At 61.6% G+C, this 18913-nt stretch carries 17 protein-coding genes; 6 read left to right on the top strand and 11 right to left on the bottom strand.

Translation table 11 applies throughout. The annotated features are described in order from the left end of the window. Nucleotides 1–52: 52 nt before the first annotated feature. From DDIC_RS12515 to DDIC_RS12485, 7 genes are all read right to left on the bottom strand, one after another. Entirely contained in the window at nucleotides 53–607 is a 555-nt protein-coding gene (locus DDIC_RS12515) for a GAF domain-containing protein (protein ID WP_136400748.1), read from the bottom strand. Between the two features lie 183 nt (nucleotides 608–790). Then, nucleotides 791–1132, bottom strand: coding sequence for a bactofilin family protein (locus DDIC_RS12510; RefSeq protein WP_136400747.1), 342 nt, complete (start codon nucleotides 1130–1132; stop codon nucleotides 791–793). Between the two features lie 22 nt (nucleotides 1133–1154). Beyond that, nucleotides 1155–2261: a rod shape-determining protein RodA gene (gene rodA, locus DDIC_RS12505; protein WP_136400746.1), complete on the bottom strand. Its 1107-nt coding sequence runs from the start codon at nucleotides 2259–2261 to the stop codon at nucleotides 1155–1157. A gap of 84 nt (nucleotides 2262–2345) precedes the next feature. Further along, a complete protein-coding gene (mrdA, locus tag DDIC_RS12500) occupies nucleotides 2346–4262 on the bottom strand; it encodes a penicillin-binding protein 2 (protein WP_136400745.1) in 1917 nt (638 codons plus the stop codon). Continuing rightward, entirely contained in the window at nucleotides 4246–4716 is a 471-nt protein-coding gene (locus DDIC_RS12495) for a hypothetical protein (RefSeq protein WP_136400744.1), read from the bottom strand. Before DDIC_RS12495 ends, mrdA begins: the two co-directional genes overlap by 17 nt. Further along, the gene (gene mreC / locus DDIC_RS12490; RefSeq protein ID WP_136400743.1) at nucleotides 4713–5603 is read right to left on the bottom strand and encodes a rod shape-determining protein MreC; all 891 of its coding nucleotides are present in this window, start codon (nucleotides 5601–5603) and stop codon (nucleotides 4713–4715) included. Before mreC ends, DDIC_RS12495 begins: the two co-directional genes overlap by 4 nt. A gap of 266 nt (nucleotides 5604–5869) precedes the next feature. After that, nucleotides 5870–6910, bottom strand: a complete 1041-nt coding sequence (locus DDIC_RS12485) for a rod shape-determining protein (RefSeq protein ID WP_136400742.1) — start codon at nucleotides 6908–6910, stop codon at nucleotides 5870–5872. Nucleotides 6911–7136: 226 nt separating this feature from the next. Between DDIC_RS12485 and DDIC_RS12480 the strand changes: the two genes are divergently transcribed. Next, on the top strand, nucleotides 7137–8084 hold the full coding sequence (locus tag DDIC_RS12480) for a TIGR01212 family radical SAM protein (RefSeq protein WP_136400741.1): 948 nt from the start codon (nucleotides 7137–7139) through the stop codon (nucleotides 8082–8084). A gap of 358 nt (nucleotides 8085–8442) precedes the next feature. On the opposite strand, the gene DDIC_RS12475 is transcribed toward DDIC_RS12480, so the two are convergent. After that, on the bottom strand, nucleotides 8443–9567 hold the full coding sequence (locus tag DDIC_RS12475) for a TOBE domain-containing protein (protein WP_136400740.1): 1125 nt from the start codon (nucleotides 9565–9567) through the stop codon (nucleotides 8443–8445). 154 nt (nucleotides 9568–9721) lie between these two features. Here DDIC_RS12475 and modA point away from each other — a divergent pair, with 154 nt between their 5' ends. The 3 genes from modA to DDIC_RS12460 all read left to right on the top strand — a co-directional run bounded on the left by modA (nucleotide 9722) and on the right by DDIC_RS12460 (nucleotide 12060). Then, a complete protein-coding gene (gene modA, locus DDIC_RS12470; RefSeq protein WP_136400739.1) occupies nucleotides 9722–10489 on the top strand; it encodes a molybdate ABC transporter substrate-binding protein in 768 nt (255 codons plus the stop codon). Between the two features lie 135 nt (nucleotides 10490–10624). Further along, nucleotides 10625–11302 carry a molybdate ABC transporter permease subunit gene (gene modB / locus DDIC_RS12465; RefSeq protein WP_136400738.1) on the top strand — a complete coding sequence of 226 codons (678 nt, stop codon included), beginning with the start codon at nucleotides 10625–10627 and terminating at the stop codon, nucleotides 11300–11302. Beyond that, on the top strand, nucleotides 11302–12060 hold the full coding sequence (locus DDIC_RS12460; protein WP_136400737.1) for an ATP-binding cassette domain-containing protein: 759 nt from the start codon (nucleotides 11302–11304) through the stop codon (nucleotides 12058–12060). The genes modB and DDIC_RS12460 overlap by 1 nt, the downstream gene beginning before the upstream one ends. Before the next feature lie 147 nt (nucleotides 12061–12207). Here DDIC_RS12460 and DDIC_RS12455 read toward each other — a convergent pair whose 3' ends face one another. The 3 genes from DDIC_RS12455 to DDIC_RS12445 form a co-directional block, all read right to left on the bottom strand. Beyond that, on the bottom strand, nucleotides 12208–13818 hold the full coding sequence (locus DDIC_RS12455; protein ID WP_136400736.1) for a diguanylate cyclase domain-containing protein: 1611 nt from the start codon (nucleotides 13816–13818) through the stop codon (nucleotides 12208–12210). Between the two features lie 197 nt (nucleotides 13819–14015). After that, entirely contained in the window at nucleotides 14016–15086 is a 1071-nt protein-coding gene (locus DDIC_RS12450; RefSeq protein WP_136400735.1) for a sulfite exporter TauE/SafE family protein, read from the bottom strand. Nucleotides 15087–15161: 75 nt separating this feature from the next. Next, nucleotides 15162–15575 carry a hypothetical protein gene (locus DDIC_RS12445; RefSeq protein ID WP_136400734.1) on the bottom strand — a complete coding sequence of 138 codons (414 nt, stop codon included), beginning with the start codon at nucleotides 15573–15575 and terminating at the stop codon, nucleotides 15162–15164. A gap of 259 nt (nucleotides 15576–15834) precedes the next feature. Here DDIC_RS12445 and DDIC_RS12440 point away from each other — a divergent pair, with 259 nt between their 5' ends. Together DDIC_RS12440 and DDIC_RS12435 are read left to right on the top strand one after the other, a co-directional pair. After that, entirely contained in the window at nucleotides 15835–17307 is a 1473-nt protein-coding gene (locus tag DDIC_RS12440) for a sensor histidine kinase (RefSeq protein ID WP_136400733.1), read from the top strand. Further along, entirely contained in the window at nucleotides 17304–18878 is a 1575-nt protein-coding gene (locus DDIC_RS12435; protein WP_247647483.1) for a sigma-54-dependent transcriptional regulator, read from the top strand. The genes DDIC_RS12440 and DDIC_RS12435 overlap by 4 nt, the downstream gene beginning before the upstream one ends. Nucleotides 18879–18913 lie beyond the last annotated feature (35 nt).

The raw sequence follows: 18913 nt of genomic DNA, 5'->3' as shown, positions 1-18913 counted from the left end.
GCACAGGCCTGCAGCACAGGCCGGAAGCGGTAAAACCGTCTGAAGACGCGTCCTAGTCTTCGTAAAGCGAGTAGGCGTGTTTGGCCATCAGCTCGTAGTTGTTGCGCAGGGCTTCGTGCAGGCGCGAGTTCTCGATGGCCAGGGCAGAGATGGCCGCCACGGCTTCCATAAAGGTTTCTTCGTCGGCGCTGAATTCGCGCTCCACGTCCGAATACACGCGGATAAGGCCAATGGCCTTGCCGTCGGCCATAAGGGGCGACGAAAGCACGGAGACCAGACCCTCGGATTTGGCGGACTCGGGATACTGAAAACGTCCGTCGGCGGTGGCGTCTTTGAGATGGATGGTTTTGCCGGAGAGTACTTCGCCGTCAAGACCGCTGCGTTTTACTTCCACAGGGCCTTTGCGCATGTAGGTGGAGGAAAGGCCGTAAGCGGCGCTGGGCAGCAAAAAACGGCCCGTGCTGTCAAGCAGGCGTATTGTGCTTGCCTTGCAGCCCATGGTTGCAGCGGTTTGCTCGGTGATTTTGTGCAGAACTTCGCGGGGCTCAAGGCTGGAATTGATAACCAGCGCCACATCCCTGAGCGCACGGAAATAATCGTGTGCCATAGGTGCCTCCTGAGGAAAGCGCTCAACAGGTTTTCAGGCCTGTCGCGCAGTGTTGTTGATCTGGTTTGTAACACGTATTCCAAGACCAACTATGCGCTATTTTCCTGCATCAGGCAAATATGGCCCCCCCCAATGGCCCGGCAGCGGGCACGCATGCCGGGGAGGGTCTGTCTGGCGCTGTTGTCAGGCCTTGGGCTTGGCCGGACCTTTCATGCTGATCTGTCCCTCGATGATGCCGCCTTCTTCCGTCAGCAGGTTGGGGGTGGCCAGCTGGCCTTCGAGTACGCCGGAACTGTACACCACCACGCGGCGCTTGGCGGTCACCTCGCCGCTAAAGCGGCCGGAAAGCAGCAGCTCGCCCACATCAAGGGTGCCCTGCACCTGGGCGTCCTTGCCCACGTTGAGGGTTCCGTCGCTGACAATTTCACCGGTGTAGCGGCCTTCGATACGCACGGTACCCTTGAAGTGAAGCTTGCCTTCATACACGGTGTCGGAGCCGAGGTAGGCGATTTCGTCCTTTGCCACGTTGTTCCCCTTTGACTTGCTGTCAGCTCTTAAACATGAATCGGCGCATGGACACGTTAAGAACTATGCCCAACAGGGTGAAGTTGACCACCGTGGCGCTGCCGCCGTAGCTGATGAAGGGCAAGGGAATGCCCACCACCGGCATAAGGCCGATCACCATGCCCATGTTGATGAATATCTGCCAGAAAAAGTAAAAAAATACGCCCACCACCAGGGTGCTGCCAAAACGGTCTTTGGCCTGCACCGCCGAAGAAAAGATGGAGAGCAGAAACAGACAGAAAAGGGTAACGAGCGCCACGCAGCCCACAAATCCCCATTCTTCGCCAAAAACGGCCACGGCAAAGTCCGAATGGCGTTCGGGCAAAAAGCGCAGCTGGCTTTGCGTGCCCTCGCGAAATCCCTTGCCCCACAGCTCGCCCGAGCCGATGGCAATACGCGACTGGATGATGTGGTAGCCCGTGCCGCGCGGGTCGTTGCCCGGATCAAGAAATGTCAGGATGCGCTGCCGCTGGTAATCGTGCATGCCCACAACCCACATGAGGGCCACCGCGGCAGGCGCGGCCAGCAGGCATGTTTTGAGCACATAGCCCTTGAGCCCGTGGAACAGGATCATGCCGCCCATGATCAGCAGTATCAGCAGGGTAGTGCCAAGGTCGGGCTGGATGACGATAAGCCCGCACGGTATGAGCCCGACGCAGAGCACGCTGAAAAAGTGCTTCCAACCCAGGGGGCGGCTGTCGCGGGCCAGCAGGCGGGCCACCAGCACAAGCACCGAAAGCTTGGCCATCTCCGAGGGCTGCAGGCTCATGAAGCCAAGCGATATCCAGCGTTTGGCCCCGTAAACCGTTTTGCCGGCAATGGGCACAAGCAGCAGTAAAAATACGGTTATGAGAAAGAACGGCCAGGCAAGGTTGCGCAGCTGGCGGTAGTCAAACAGCATGGCCAGCAGCATGCACGCCACGCCGCACAGGCCCCATACCAGCTGGCGCTGGTAAAACGAGTTGAAGGCAAGGCCCGACTCGACCCGCGTGCCGCTGGCGGAATACAGATTGCCCACGCCCACAAGATAGAGCAGCATCATGCAGGCCAGAAGGCCCCAGTTAATATAGCTGTACAGACGGTTATCCATGCTGCGTGTTCGCTTGCTGATGCTGTGTGGTTGCAGGTTTCATAGTAAATATTGCCTGATGCGGCGGGGCCGTCGCCTTGCCGGCTATTCGGGGTGATCGACCGCCGGGGGGGGGGCAGGCATGGCGAGCATGGGCGCGTTGGGGTCCGGGCCAAAAAGATAATCGTACACCTTGCGGGCTATAGGACCGGCCACGCTTGAACCGCCGCCGCCGTGCTCCACCATGACGATAACCACATAGGTCTTGCCTTCCTTGGAGCCCCAGGTGGCTATCCAGGCGTGGTCGCGCTGGGCGTATTCCATCTCCGAGGTTTTCAGGCGGCGGTCGCCAGTGGTCATCTTGAGCTTGACCACCTGGGCCGTGCCGGTTTTGCCGCCAATGTCGGCGTCCTTGCGGCCCACGACCTTGGCCGTGCCGCCGTTGGCGGTGCGGCGCATGGCTTCGACCACAAATTTGAGCGTCTCCGGCTTGGCGGGAACCCGTCCGCGCACCTCGCGGGTGGCGTCGTCGACCAGCTGGGGTTTGAGCAGCTCCCCGCCGTTGAGCAGGGCCGACACAAACACGGCCACCTGCACCGGGGTAACCAGGGTGTAGCCCTGGCCGATGGACACGTTGTAGGTTTCGCCGCGCGTCCAGGGGCGGCCAAAGCGCCGCCGCTTCCAGTCGCGCGAGGGCACGAGGCCAGATTTTTCGTGCGGCAGGTCAATGCCCGTGGGCCGCCCGAAACCGCAAGCCTTGGCGAATTCCTCGATCTTGTCAATGCCCAGACGGTCGCCCATCTGGTAGAAGTAGACGTCGCACGAGTCTATGAGCGCGTGCACCAGGTCTTCTGACCCGTGCCCGCCTTTTTTCCAGCAGCGGAATATCTGGTTGCCCAGTTTGACCTGACCGGGGCAGAACACGCTTTCGCGCGCGTTGACGCCTTTTTCCAGCAGCATGGTGGCCATAATCAGCTTCCAGACCGAGCCCGGGGGGTAAACGCTCTGGATGACGCGGTTCTGCAGCGGAAACCGGTTGTTGGTGCGCAGGGCGTCCCAGTCGCGTTGCGAGATGCCGGCGGCAAAAAGGTTGTTGTCGTAGGCGGGCGAGGTTACCAGCGCCCGCAGCTTGCCGCTGTCGGGTTCCATGACCACGATGCAACCAGCCTCGCCGCCCAGGGCGTCCCATGCGGCCTTTTGCAGCCCGTCGTCGAGCGAAAGGTGTATTTCGTGGCCGCCGCGCGGTTCTTCGCGCAGGGTTTTGCCAAGCACTCGGGCGTGGGCGTCCACCTCCACATCATACAGGCCCTTGCGGCCCCGCAGCTGTTTTTCCAGCTCGAGTTCCAGCCCTTGCTTGCCTACCAGGTCGCCCATGGCCAGGGCGCTGTCTGCGGCCATTTCCTGTTCGTTGGCTTCTGCCACGTAGCCCAGAATATGGGCAAAAAGCTCGCGCTCGGGGTAACTGCGCTTGGTGCGCACCACAATTTCCAGCCCCGGCCACTCGTGGATTTCGGATTCGATGCGCGCCACCAGATCAAAATCAATGTCGGTGATGAGCAACAGCGGTTCAAAAGGCTTAACTTTAAAGCGGTCCTGGCGGAACTTGTCCCAGATCTGCTGCAGGGGTATGCCCGACCACTCGCTGATCTGGGCCAGCGTGGCGGGTATGTCGTGGCAGTCTTCGCGCACGATGGAAAGGCCGTAGGCCGTGCGGTTGTCGGCCAGCACCCTGCTTTTGTCGTCCAGGATACGCCCGCGCGGGGCAAAAATGCGCTCGATGCGCAGGCGGTTGTCCTGCGCCTGACGGGCAAACTCCTCGCCCCGGTGCACCTGCAGATACCAAAAGCGCACCACCAGCACAAAAAACATCAGTCCCACCATGACCTGCAGCAGGATGGCGCCAGCGCGCGGCGGCTGATAGCCCTCGCTCTCAACCTGAATTTTGAGCCAGGAACGTATGCCCTTGTGCGAGCCTTTGTCGCTGTGCGCGAGCAGGGAGGTGTTGTCAGTTTTCCTGATCATGGGGGTTCCAGTGGCGGGTGGCCACCAACAGCCGCCAGGCGAAAGGCACAAAGATAGCCTGAATCAGGCTTCGGTCCAGGGTTCCCTGCACGTCGAGGGGCAGGTTTTGCAAGGGGGCCATAAGCCAGGCCACCGCGTAGTATGCAGCGCCCAGACAGGCGGAAAGTAAAAAGACAAAGATGAAGTTTTCCACTTCAAAAAGCCAGCGGCCCATCTTGAACAGCACTATCACCGCCGCATACCAGACGATGACCGCGCCAAACGGGCGCGTGCCCATGCCCTCCTGCAGCAGGATAAACAGGGGCAGCAGCCAGAGCATGTTTTTGTAGTCGCGCTCCTGCAGCAGGATGATCAGCCCCACCGTGAGCACATCAAGCCCCGGCACGGCCGCCTGCAAAATAATGGCCCCGGCCATAAAACAAAGCCACCATGCAGTGCTGCTGAACTTGTTCATGGCGTGGCGCTTTTGGGCGCGGGCGGCCCGACGAATTCTTTGGGCGCGTCGCCCAGGTCCAGCGGACGCGGCGCGCCGGTGGGTTCCAGCAGCAGCACTTCTTCAAGGTGCTGCAGATCGACCAGCGGGTCGGCCTTGATGGCCATAAACTGGGTGTAGTCCGAGGGGGCGACCTTGAGAACCTTGGCCACGGGTATGCCCTTGGGATACTTGCCGTCCAGGCCGGAAGTGATGAGGATCTCGCCGGGTTTTACCTTGGCGTCGCGCTGCACAAAGTTGACTTCAAGCTTCTGGCCTGTGCCCATGCCAACCAGGATGCCGGGAGCGCGGGTCTCCTGCGAAAAAACGGCAATGCGGCTGCTGGGGTCGGTGAGCAGCAGCACGATGGAGCTGTGGGCGCTGGCCTTGAGCACGCGGCCCACAAGGCCCAGATGGGTGACCAGCGGTGTGCCGGGCCGCCCGCCCGTGCTGTAGCCACGGCTGATGGTGATGCTGTCAAGAACGGCGTTGGGCCCCATGCGGCCCGAGAGTACGCGCGCGCCAAGCGGACGCCAGGTCTGGTCTACAGGCAACTGCACCAGGGCGCGCAGGCGTTTGAGCTCGGCCAGATCCTCGCCGTTGGCGAGCAGGCGGGCTTCGAGCTCGGCTACATTTTGCTTGAGGGCCTCGTTTTCTTCGCGCACGCTCACCAGGTCAAAATAGCGGTCCCACATGCTTTCTGCAGTGTCCTGCGCGGAGCGGATGGGGGTGAGCACCGCGCCGGTGATTTCCAGCCCCAGTTTTGCGGCCAAATCGTCCAGAAAACGCGTCCGCTGGTTCCAGGAATACATACCCAGAAACAGGATGAGCAAAGTGCCCGCGAGGAGGAGAAGACGCCGCAATGTCACTGGCCGAAGCTCCTAGAGCAGATTACCTATGAAGCGTTGCACGTTCAGAGGTGAAAGTCACGCTCACTTCGCCGTCAGGCCGCGCGGATGCCGAGCCTTGGGGTTACGTGGCGCAAGGCGGCTCGCGCAGCCCTGCCGGGGCGTTTTAACGTGCGCAACGCTCTTAAAGCGGTGCATAATAAACCGCGCCCCTGCGCCGGAGACGCAGAGCCGGAACCGAGTTCCGGCATTGCGTCAACCGCACAGGGGCGCGAGGACAGTCGGTTCTAGTCGATGCACACTTCTTTGAGAATGTGCAGATTGTCCAGCGCCTTGCCGGTGCCCATGACAACCGTGGACAAGGGATCGTCCACAACCGTGATGGGCAGCGAGGTTTCTTCACGCAGCAACTGGTCAAGACCCTTGAGCAGCGCGCCGCCGCCCGTCAGCACAATGCCCCTGTCCACAATATCCGCCGCCAGTTCCGGCGGGGTCTGTTCCAGGGCGATGCGCACAGCCTGTACAATGCTGTCTACCTGCTCGGAAATGGCCTTGCGCACTTCTTCGGAGGTAATGATGATATTTTGCGGAATACCCGTCACAAGGTCGCGGCCCTTGACCTCGATCTGCTGCTCCGGATCAAGCGGATAGGCAGAAGCGATCTTGATCTTGATTTCTTCAGCGGACGATTCGCCTATGAGCATGTTATACTTGCGCTTGACGTGGGTCATGATGGCTTCGTCCATCTTGTCGCCGCCCACGCGCACAGAGCGCGAGTACACAATGCCCGAAAGGGAGATGACCGCCACTTCTGTGGTGCCGCCGCCGATGTCCACCACCATGTTGGAGGTAGGCTCCTGAATGGGCAGGTCGGCGCCGATGGCCGCCGCCATGGGCTCCTCGATGAGGTAAACCTCACGCGCACCGGCGGACTGGGCCGATTCTTTCACCGCGCGTTTTTCCACCTGGGTGATGCCCGTGGGCACGCAGATCATGATGCGCGGGCGCACAAGACGCCGCGAGTTGTGAACCTTGGCGATAAAGTGACGCAGCATGGCCTCGGTAACTTCAAAGTCGGCGATAACGCCGTCTTTCATGGGACGGATAGCCCAGATATTGCCGGGGGTTCTGCCCAGCATGCGCTTGGCGTCATGCCCAACGGCCAAAACCACGTTGTTGCCGCGCGGGTCTTTTTTGACCGCAACCACAGAGGGCTCGCGCAGCACAATTCCCTGTCCTTTTACGTAGACGCAGGTATTGGCCGTGCCCAAGTCGATGGCCAGGTCATTGGAAAACAATCCTAGTGCGAAATCCAGAATTTTGGACATTACTCTAACTTGCCTCGCTGTGCTGGTGTGCTACCTTACCGTCATGTTGAAACAGCATCCACGCCCGGCGAGGCGAAGAGGCCTGGAGCGGGGGCGCTGTTGGAATTGGTAACGTCAGGCTGAAAACTGTTCTGCTAAAACCGGCATGAAGTCAAGACGGTGGACGCAGGGTTAAAATATTTGTCCCGTCCGCAGGCGCGGATATAAGCCCCCAAGGCATGTAAACATGCAGCGTTGGCATACTCTGGCCGCACATTATAATCATCTGTACGGCTGCCGGGTGCAAAAAATTCCACTTGATGCCGGGGCTTCCTGCCCCAACCGCGACGGCACGATTTCGCGTTCTGGCTGCACGTTTTGCAATGCCGACGGTTCGGGCTCCGGGCGTGCAAAACTGGGCGATTCCCTGTTGCAGCAGTGGAATGCCAAGCGTGCCGTTTATCTGCGGGACGACCCCAATACGCGCTTTATTGCGTATCTGCAATCTTTCTCTAATACCTATGGCCCACAGAAACGCTTGCAACAACTGCTCCAGACCGCGCGCGGCCTGCCCGACTGCTTTGGCGTGGCCGTGGCAACCCGCCCCGACTGTCTGGATGCCCCAAAGCTTGATCTGCTTGCGGCTCTTGACTGCGACCTGTGGCTGGAGCTGGGCCTGCAAACCGTCCATAACGCAACCCTAACCCTCATAAACCGTGGACACAATGCATCCGCGTCAGAAAAATCTGTCCGCATGGCTGCCGAGCGCGGCATAGCCGTATGCGCCCACCTGATGGTCGGGCTGCCCGGCGAAGACGAGCGCCATTTCATGCAGAGCGTCGACTGGGCGCTTTCCCTGCCCATACGCGGTCTCAAGCTGCACAATGTGTACGTTCCCAGGGGCACTGCGCTGGCCGGGCTTTACGCCTCCGGGCAGTACCACCCCCTCTGGCGCGACGAGTATGTGGATATGCTCTGCGCCGCCCTGCCGTGTATTCCCTCAAACATCGTCATCCATCGCCTGCAAAGCGACCCCGCCCCCCGCGAGCTGCTTGCCCCGGCCTGGGCCAGCGACAAGCGCGGCCTGCTGGGCGATTTGCGCCGGGCGTTGGGCGCGCGGGATTTGTGGCAGGGCAAGGCCTGTGATTGCCCTGTGGCGTGTCCGGCGGTCTTTTTGGGCGCTGGCGGCCCATGACGAGTTAGCTGACGCCAGCGCAGACCAATATCGTCATGTTTGGCATAAGCGCTTCGGGCATGCCGTCTGGGTGGTTCGGGCAGCAGCTCGCGCCTCTGGGCCTGCTGGTCAGGGGTATGGGCAATGATCATCTGCGGCTGACAACCTGCAGTGGGGCGGGCTCCCGGACATCGCACGGGCCATTGAGGTTATTGCCGCTGTTTATGGAGCAAACCGTGCCCGCTGGGCCTGAACCTCGCTGGGAGGGCTCCGCGTGGTCAAAAATTACGCTGACAGGGCAACCATGCAAAAAGCCGCGCCGATCCGTATTTGCGATCGGCGCGGCTTTTTGCCGTGCATCTGGTAGCCCCTGCGGGGCCTAGTCCACGGTAAGAATAACGGAAAAAGCCTTGAAAAATACCGTAACCGTCTGCCCGGCGGTCAGGTTGATGGGGTTTTCGGGCCCACGGTTGCGCAGGGCGCACACCTGACTGCCTTCGCCCAGAGCCACCAGAATTTCGGCCACCATTTCGTCTTCGCGCACGCGCTCGACCACGCCGGTAAAGCAGTTTTCCGCCGGGGGCGAGCTTTTGGGCGACATCTCCCCGGCCTGCACCAGCACCCAGGGGGCCTTGATGCTGGCATTAACCAGTTTGCCCTCATTGAGACCCAGGGTTTTGTAGCTTTCGTCCGTAATAAGCGAAGAAACGCGCAATCCGCCTGCGGTGCGCAGTACTACCTCCACCAGCAGGCCGCTTTGGCGCAATGAGGTGATGCGTCCCTGAAAAACATTTCGGGCACTGGTTTTCATGGGTCGCTCCCTTTGTAATTGTTCGCGCAGCAGGCGCTTGGCCTCCTGCGGGTCGCAGCGGACAATGCCGCTCTGGCCCGGCGCCGAGCGCCTGCCCAAAAAAATATCCACCACCGGCAGCGGCAGCCCCTGCCGACCCAGCTCGAGGGCGCGGGTGTGACGTAGCGCACGCGCGCTCAGCAGACCCTTGGGCAGGCCGCAGGCCGCGCCTACCTGCTGCAGGCAGCGGCGTACGTAGCTCGCGTCGCAGCGCATAAGCTCGCGCGTTTCGGGAAACAGCGTCGGGTCTTCAAGCACCCGTTTGAGGCGGCGGCTGATGGTAAGCGGCAGAGGAACCTCGCGTCCGGGATTGTCATTGGTGCCGGGTACGTGGATGACGCCCTCCTGGAAATCGAGATGCGAGGGCATGATGTCAAAAATTTCCACAAGCCGCAGGGCCGCATAGCGCAGCAGCATGAAGATGAGCCACATGCGCAGGCGAGGGCGTTTTTCGCGCGGGCCGCGGGCGGCGCTGGCCCGCTCCCACAGCCATGTTTCTGCGGCCAGAAGCTCGCGCGGGCTGATGCGCCCTGTGTCCTGCAGCAGCGCCGCCGAGTCGCGGCGCATAAGCCGCTGACGCAGCCATGCTCTGTCTGCAGAAGAGAGCGAGCGCAAAAGCGCGGCCATTTCCTCACGGTTTTTGTTTTTTTCCATGCTTCTTCCCGTCAGTTTTCTGATCTTATACAAATAAAACTCCTTTGTTGTACAGTGTTCACGGTTTTACAAAAAAACGCGACTGCATTGCTCGCATGGGCGGCTTCTGTACTGTGAACGTACAAACAGCGCTTCTGGCGCACGGAGGAACTTCATGAAAACGACTGCATATGCTCGTGGGGCATTGGGCCGCATGGTACTGGCACTGGCCTGCGCGACCCTGTTCAGCCTTCCTGTCCAGGCTGCGGAAATGACCGTTTCCGCAGCTGCCAGCCTCACCAACGCCTTTACCGAGATCAAGGGCCTGTTTGAAAAAAAGCACGCCGGGCTGACGGTGAACACAAATTATGCGGCTTCCAACCCGCTGCTCAAGCAGATTCAGGAAGGCGCGCCGGTGGACGTTTTTGCCTCCGCCGACCAGGCCACCATGGATAAGGCAGTGGCCGCCAAGGTTGTCGACCCTGCTACCCGCAAAAACTTTGCCCTCAACGATCTGGTGCTCATCGTGCCCGCCGGGGCCAAAAAACCGGCCAAGCTTGAGGACATCAAGGCCTACAAGCGCATTGCCACCGGCAACCCCGATTCAGTGCCCGCCGGGCGCTACACCAAGGATGCGCTCAATACGGCCAAACTCTGGGAGGGCGTGCAGCCCCAGCTTATCCTCGGCAACAGCGTGCGGCAGGTGCTGGACTATGTGGCGCGCGGCGAGGTCGACGCCGGTTTTGTGTACCGTACCGACGCCAAGCAGCTTGCCGACAAGGTGGACGTGGTTATGATAGTTGAAGGCCACGACCCCGTGAGCTACCCCATTGCTGTGGCAACCACCGGCAAGGACGCCAAGATGGGGCAGGAATTTTTGAACTTTGTGCTGTCCCCCGAGGGGCAGGCAGTGCTTGCCAAGTACGGTTTTTCCAAGCCGTAACCTGGGCTGGCCCGGCACTCGCCCCAAAAGGACGAGTGGAGCGGGCGTGAATTAAAAGGCGGTTGCCGTTTTGGCAGAGACGGCAACCGCCTGGATTTTGCAGAAGCGAGGCGTCAGTCGGCAGGGGGGATGGATATGGATTTTGATGTTGCGTTTATCTGGAGCCCCCTGGAGCTTTCGTTGCGCGTTGCCGGTGCGGCAACGGCCATCTCCTTCATCGTGGCGACGCTGGCGGCCTGGCGGCTGGCCCGCAAAAGGGGCCCCATGCCAGCCCTGCTTGACGCTCTATGCTCGTTGCCTCTGGTGATGCCCCCCACAGTGCTGGGGTATTACCTCATACTGCTGGTGGGGCGGCGCGGCGTGCTGGGGCCGGGGCTGGCTGAGCTTGGCATCAACCTGATATTTTCGTGGCAGGGAGCCGTGGTGGCGGCCACGGTGGTGGTGTTTCCGCTCATCTACAAATCGGCGCGCGCCGCGCTTGAACAGGTGGACAAACACCTGGAGGATGCAGCCCGCACGCTGGGCGCGTCGGAATGGCGGGTGTTCATAAGCGTCTCGCTGCCGCTGGCCTGGAAGGGCATTTTTGCCGGCATAATGCTGGCCTTTGCGCGCGGCATGGGCGAATTTGGCGCAACGCTGATGATAGCGGGCAATATCCCTGGCAAGACGCAGACGCTGGCCCTGGCCATTTACGACGCCTTTCAGGCGGGCAACGACCTTCAGGCCTCGTGGCTTGTGGCGGTTACCTCCGCCGTGTGCGTGGGCCTGCTGATGGCGGCCGAGCTGCTTGTAAAACTCAAGAGGCGGCGCTGATGATCTCGTTGCGTCTGGAAAAAAAGTTCCGTAACGGGGTAACGCCGTTCACCCTCGACGTGCGCTACGACATTGGCGACGAGCACAAGTGCGCCGTGCTTTTCGGGCCTTCCGGCTCCGGCAAGTCCCTGACCATGCAGTGTCTGGCGGGTCTGATCCGCCCCGATGCGGGGTACATCCGCGTGGGCGGCTGCACGCTGTACGACAGTGCGCAAAACGTCTCCGTCTCTGTGCAAAAAAGGCGCATCGGCTACATGTTTCAGGATTACGCGCTGTTTCCGCATTTAAACCTGCTGCAGAATGTCGCTTACCCCCGCACCGGCTGCTGGCCCTGGCGAGTGTGCGGAGACGAGCGCCACAAGGCGCAGGCCATGTTGGAGAGGCTGGGCATAGGGCATCTGGCCGCGCACCTGCCCTCGCAGATTTCGGGCGGTCAGCGGCAACGCGCAGCGCTGGCCAGGGCGCTCAACGCCGACCCTCTGCTGCTGTTGCTCGACGAGCCTTTTTCGGCCCTTGATCCTTTGCTGCGCGAGCGGCTGCGCCAAGAACTGCTTGAACTTATCAGCGACCTGACCATCCCTGCGGTGATTATCAGCCACGACCCGGACGATGTGGATACCTTTGCCGGGGGGCTTGTGCTGTACGACAAGGGCGGCGCCCGGACGGTTGCCGACTATGCCGGGCTGCGCAGCGGTTTTGCCACTGCGGGCAAGTGCCTGCGCTACCTGCAGGAGCAGGGCGGGCAGGCAGAAGCCTGAGCCGTTTTTGCCGGGCAGCGATCAGTGGTGCAAGGTCTGGCAAGGAGTGGGGGTATTCTGCTATTGCCTTGGAGGGTGTCCGCACACGGGCTGACATTGACAGGCGCGGCAGAATCCCGCCTGCGTGCACCGCATGACGCGGGCTGGTCAGGGCGCGTCTGAAGGGCCTTTTGCGGTTTTCTTGGCCATGTACAGCGCCCCGTCGGCCCTTTTCAGGGCGTCTTCAACAGATTCCTGCGTGCAGTGCCATGTGGCGTGCCCAATGCTGATGTCGATGTGCAGCAGCAGCCCCTCGGTAGAGATGGGCGCGCCTACTGTCTCGCGGATGCGCCGTACTGTGCGCAATATGTCGGGCGTTCCGTTACGGTGGCTCAGCAGCGCCAAAAATTCATCGCCGCCAAGGCGCACAAGCACGTCGTCCTTGCGCAGACAGCCCGAGAGGCGCTGCCCCAGAATGGTCAGCACCGAGTCGCCCACATGATGCCCGTAGGTGTCGTTGACCGGCTTGAAGCCGTCAAGATCCATATACAACAGTTCAACAATACCATGATGCTGCTGCAGATCAGGCATGGCCTCTTCAATGCGCGCAGCAAGCCCGTGCCGGTTGAGCAGGCCGGTGAGGGCGTCGCGTTCCGCAGTATGCTGTATGCGGTTGCGGTCTTTTTCCGTGCGGGTGAGGTTGTCAACCAGGGTCGACAACGATGTGGAAAGCACTTCGATTTCTCGTATGTCCTGCTTGCGCGGGATGGACACTCGTTCGCCCTTGCTCAGCTTGTCGGCCGCAACGCTCAGGGCTTTGAGCGGCGCAATGACCCGCTGGGCAATGTAGCTGGCAACCAGCGCAAACAGCACGGCCAGCGCCAGCCCTGCCACCAGAATACGGGTTACAAGCCTGCGCACGGGTGCGTAGGCGGCTTCAAGCGATTGCTGGGCCACCACGCTCCACTGAAGACCGTCATAATCCTTGAAACCGCTGCATCTTACAGCGGCGGTCAGGTAGGAAGTGCCATCGGGCCACGGCTCTACCGCCCATGCCGAAGGGGAGTTCTCCAGCTGTTGCAGCAGAGGCAGGGCCAGCGGTTCCGTAGTGCTGTCGCCGCCAAGGATGGGGATTCCGTCCTCGCTGAGGACCGTGATTTTTGTGTTTGTGTCCGAGCCCTCGCCGGACAGGATAAATTCCTCCACCTCTCTGGCCCAGGTCCAGCTGAGATGGGCTACAATAACCCAGTCCTTAAGTTCGCCTTGGCCAATGGGCATGCTTATGTCCACGAACTTGAGGGGGATACCCTCCGGGTGGGGCAGCAGCTGTCCCAGCAGGTTGGCCCTGCGCACATCGCCCACAAACAGGCCGTTTTTGCCCTGGCGAAAAATGGCGCAGATAGAAAGGTCTGTGCCTTGCAGCACCCCGTCTGTGGCGGACACAACATAGCCCTTGGAGTCCATGAGCCCGATCCAGGCAAAGGTGGGCATGGTGTCCTGCAGGCGGTTGATTGCCACTGAAATTTTGTTCATGTCCGGGCCGAGCAGGCCCACGGTATGCCGCAGGGTGTCCACTTCCTTGATCCAAAACCACATGGACTGGTCAAGAGCCTTAGCCAGCGACTGCACGCGGTTGGTCAGAAGTAGGCCGCGTTCATAGCGGGCTTCGCTACTGGCCTCGCGCCCAGTTATGGCCGCAAGAAAACAGGAGGAAAGCAGGATGAGCAGCGTGAAGGCCTCAATGAATTGCGCCTTGAGGCTGCGCGTGAACATGCGCATGACGCCTCCTGCGGGTGCATGACGAAAAAAGACAATGGTTCTTTGTGTCGATTATGGATAAATACAGGAATGTGAAAAATATGCAATGGGCGATGGGTTTTTTCCGGCTTGGTAGTCAGCGGTTGACCGTAAAAAAGGGGGGTGCAGACGCAATGCACCCCCCCCTTGGCTATAGGGTTTGAGGAGAAGAGATTTAGTTAGGCCGCGCTGCCCAGCGCCGTAGCCTTGCGGGCGCGCTGCTGGCCGCGCCACATGGCGCCAAGAATCATGCCTGCACCCACGAGCAGACCGGCGCACATGGTCACAAAACTGACCACCTTGCAAATATAAAGCATGCCCGGCCCCATCTGGATAATCCCCAGGGCGGTGAGGTAGCCCGGCAGGGCGACGATGCGGCTGCCCGCCACGATGAGCATGATGGCCGCCATGACGTATTTGATCATGATCGGCTTGACGTAGGTGGTGCCGATGGCTCCCAGCTGCACGCCCAGCAGGGATCCGGCCAGGATGATGAAAACCAGGCGGATGTCTATCATGCCGTGCATGGCCCAGTTGACCGAGCCGCACAGGCCCATGGCAAAGGCGGTTACAAGCTCGGTGCCGGAGGCGATCAGCCCCGGTACGCCGATGACGTAGATGAGCCCCGGCACGCCCACAAATCCGCCCACGGCAATGGTGGCGGCCAGCATGCCGGTGGCGATGCCCACGGGCAGCGTAAACCACAGCGAGATGCGCAGGCCGGACTTGGGAAACGACATCATGGGCGGCAGATTGATGGATTGCAGTTTTTTGGCCAGAGGCGGCGTGGCTTCATCATCCTCCAGGCCCGCATGGCTGGAGCGCAGGGCGTCCTTGAGAATGTAGCTGCCCACCACAACCAGCACTGCCACAAAGGAAACGCTGACATACAGGTCGGACCCTGCCTGCCCCCAGTTTTCCAAAACAAAACGCTGGATGCGTATGCCGATCTGCACCCCCACGCCTGCGCTGGCGGCAATGACCATGCCCATCTTGATATCCACCTGACCAAAGCGGTAACGCTTGATGGCGCCCACCATGGCCTTGGGGAATTTGTGGCACATGTTGCTGGCCACGGCCACCGCGCCTGGTACGCCGAGGCCCATCATGCCCGGTGTGAGAATAAAAGCGCCGCCGGAGCCGATAAAACCGCTCACAAGCCCGCCCACAAACCCCACGGCCAGCAAAAAGGCCACGGATACGGGCGTGAGTGTTATAAACTGCGACGGGTCAAGACTGAGCAGATCCATTGGTTACCTCCGACGGACATTATGTCTGGCGTGCGCGGGCCGGGCACGCGGCCCGGCCCTGCAAAAAATACGGGTCTAGCCGTGAGCCGCAGCTGTGGCGTCCAGCCTGGGCGCAGGCGCGGACGTCTTGCGTACGGCGGGCTTTTGAACGGCCTTGGCGGCCTGCTTTTGCACGCCGGTGATGCCGCACAGCTCCCAGAGCGCACCGGCAAAATGCCCGTGCACATACGAGAGCAGCAGTACCGAGGCGATGGGCAGGGCCGTCCACAACCCGCCCTTTGCGCACAAGGCGGCAAAGGCGTCGGTGTTGGAAAACGCCAGCACGTAAATGATGATGCTGCCAGCGCCGTACTGCAGGGTTTGCCTGAGCGCCGGACTCTGTGCCTTGCCGCTGACCGTCCATAAGTCGTCCGTCCAGCCGGGCTGTCCGGCATCGGCATAAGCAACTGCTGTAAACCAGTTTTCCATTGTTTTTTGCAGGGTGTTCATGTCGGCCTCCTGCTCGGGCAGTTACAACTATTGTGCCAAAAAGATCAAATGATAACATGCCGTTTTTTAATAATATATTTTTTAGACCGGCGCATGTCCTCCGTCCCTCGACTGTTGCATTATGACATGTACGCCCAGGCATGGGGTCGCAAATTGTTGCTGGGCAAGCCTTGTCAGCGATGTTCTATTTCTGTACGCTGTTGCAAATTGAAACAGAGACGGGCGCGGGATTGAATCCTTGCGCCTGCGGGGGTGGAGCATGCTTCCGCATTTTTTTGTCTGGCATACAATACGCGGCAAAATCGCCATCGGCACGGGCCTGTTTTTGGCCATGCTGCTGCTGTTGGGCGGTATTGCCTGTTACGATCTGGGGCGCATCGACAGGGCGGCCCGCCTTATTGATATGGTGGACGACCTGCGCAGCGACGTGCTTGAAATGCGCAGGTACGAAAAAAACCTGCAGCTTTTCCCCGGCAGACAGGGCGACCTGGCTGCTCTGCGCAGCTTTGTGGAGCTTGCGCGGGAGCGGGCCACGTCGGTCGGGCAGGGGTATAATGCCGCCATGGGCCGCCGCGTGGGCGACGGGGCGCACCGTACCCTCGACCTGCTGCTTGAAGGCATCGGAACCTACGAGGCCCTGCTTGAAGACGCGCCCTCCGACGGCGCGGCTCTGACCGATCAGGGGCAGCGGCTGAGCGAGCTGGCCGATTCGGCGGTGCGGCGCATGCGGCAGGGCATCTTTACCGCCGTGGGCGACCTGCGCACCCAGCTGCTGGCGGCCATTGCGGCCCTGCTGGCCTGCGGCGTGGCCTTTGCCTGGCAGATCGGCAGGCACATCATGCGCGCGCTCGGCGCCATCGAAAGCGCCGCCCGCAATGTGGGCGCGGGCATTCCGCTGCCGTCGCCGCCGCCGCAGCTGGAGGCGGAGGCCCGCCATGTGCTCCAGACCCTGGACGGCATGGCGACCGAGCTTGAAAAACGCCACTCCCTGCTGCTGCAGGAAAAAAAGCTGGCCTCGCTTGGCGTGCTGACCTCCGGTGTGGCTCACCAGCTCAATAATCCGCTGAACAATATTTCCATGGGCTGTCAGCTGCTGGGCGAGGACGTCAACGACGCGCGCCAGGGCGTGCGTCCCATGCCCACGGCGGACGACGTAACCGCGCAGCTCAATGAAATTCAGGCCGAGGTGGTGCGCGCCCGCGATATCGTGCGCGGCCTGCTTGATTTTGCCCGCGACCGGCCGTTCAGCGTGGCACTGCATGAGCTTGGCGGGGTGGTGCGCAGGGCTGTGGCCCTGGTGCGGCACGACATGGGCGCGGGCGTGCGCATAGAGGTAGACGTGCCAGAGGGCCTGCGGCTGCCCATGGACGCCCAGCGTATGCAGGAGGTGCTCATCAACCTGTTGCTCAACGCCGCGCAGGCCATGAACGGCGAAGGGCTGGTGCGCATAACGGCGCACGCGGACAAGCCTGCCGGTATGGTCGAGCTGCGCGTGAGCGACAGCGGCAAGGGCATTGAGGCGCAGTATATTGGCCGCATTTTTGACCCGTTTTTTAGCCTCAAGCCTGTGGGCGAGGGTACCGGGCTTGGGCTGTCCATCGCCTTTGGCATTGTGGGCAAGCACAGCGGAACCCTTGAAGTGCAGAGCAAACCCGGAGAAGGGGCCTGTTTTACCGTGCGCTTGCCCCTGGCGGCGCGACAGGCTGCCGATGTTTCAGGAGCGGATGTATGACGACAGATCGCTTTCGTCTTGCAGATCAGCCCGCGACAGACGCGGATTCCGGTGCCAAGCCCCTGGAGTGGCGCGATCGCGAGGCCGCGCCGCGCAAGGGCGGTCGGTTGCTGATCATTGACGACGAGCGCATGGCCCGGGCCAATCTGGCGCGGGCGCTGGAACGCGGCGGGCACGAGTCGGCCCAGGCGGGCAGCGGCGAGGAAGGCCTGAAGCTGCTGGCCGAGCAGGATTTTGACGTGGTCATCACCGACATCGCCATGGCGGGCATGAACGGCATGGAAGTGCTCAAGGCCGTGCGCGGCAGCAAGCCTGATGTGGAAGTGATCATGGTCACCGGCTACCCCATGATTGAAAGCGCCGTGGAGGCCATGCGGCTCGGGGCGTTCCATTATCTGGCCAAGCCCTATTCGCTGGAGGAGGCCCGCATGCTGGTGGCTCGTGCGCTGGAAAAGCGACGCCTGCGGCAGCAGGTCGTCCAGATGCGCGCCCAGCTTGAGGCCAGCGGCTCCGTGCCCGAGATGGTGGGCGCATCGCCCGCCATGTGCGGTCTGCGTCAGGCCCTCATGCGCCTTGCCCCCACCGATGTGGCCGTGCTGCTGCAGGGCGAGACGGGCACGGGCAAGGAGCTGGCCGCACGCACCATGCACGCCCAGAGCCAGCGTGCCCGGCGGCGTTTTTTGGCGGTCAACTGCGGCGCTCTGTCGCCCGAACTGCTCGAAAGCGAGCTGTTTGGTCACGAGCAGGGGGCTTTTTCCGGCGCGGTGCGCCGCAAGGAAGGGCTTTTTGAGGCCGCCAGCGGCGGCACGCTGTTTTTGGACGAGATAGGCGAGATGCCGCAAGGCATGCAGGTCAAACTGCTGCGCGTGCTGCAGGAGCAGAACCTGCGCCGCGTGGGAGGCACTGTGGACATCCCCGTGGACGTGCGCATCATTGCCGCCACTAACCGCTACCTCAAGGAAGAGGTGGAGGCCGGGCGATTTCGCCGCGACCTGTATTACCGCGTGGCCGTGGTCACGCAGGAGCTGCCGCCCCTGCGCAGCCGCGCCGAGGACGTGCCCCTGCTGGCGCGGTTCTTTCTGGCGCGACTGGCGGAGCAGGGCGGCGGCGTGCCGCTTGACCTTGACGACAGCGCCCTGGATGCCCTGAGGCGGTATCCCTTCCCCGGCAATGTGCGCGAGCTGGCCAATATTCTGGAGCGGGCGGCGGTGTTCTGCCCGCCGGGCGGCAGCATCGGCCTTGCGCACCTGCCGCCAGAAGTACGCGAAAATCCCCCTCGCCAGGCACCACCCGTGGCCATGGGCACAGACCCGCAGGAGGCCCTTGCCACGTCGCAACCGCAGGCTGGCGGGCAGCTCCAAACAACGACGCAGATAACGGCACAACCTCTGGCAGCAGGGCATGCAGCGGGCCAGGATGCGTCCGCGCACCTCGTGCCCTTGGCCGAGATGGAGAAGCAGCATATCCTGCATGCCCTTGAGCTGGCGGGCGACAACCGCACCCTGGCGGCAGACATGCTGGGCATCAGCCGTTCATCCCTGTGGCGCAAACTGCGGGAATACGGCGTCTAGCCCCTGAGTCTTCAGGTTTGCCGGGCTGGCGGCCC

It is taken from the genome of Desulfovibrio desulfuricans, from assembly GCF_004801255.1.
In the GTDB taxonomy this organism is placed as follows: domain Bacteria; phylum Desulfobacterota; class Desulfovibrionia; order Desulfovibrionales; family Desulfovibrionaceae; genus Desulfovibrio; species Desulfovibrio desulfuricans_C.
Note: the sequence above shows the minus strand (reverse complement) of the source record. Positions and strands in the feature narration are given on the sequence as shown.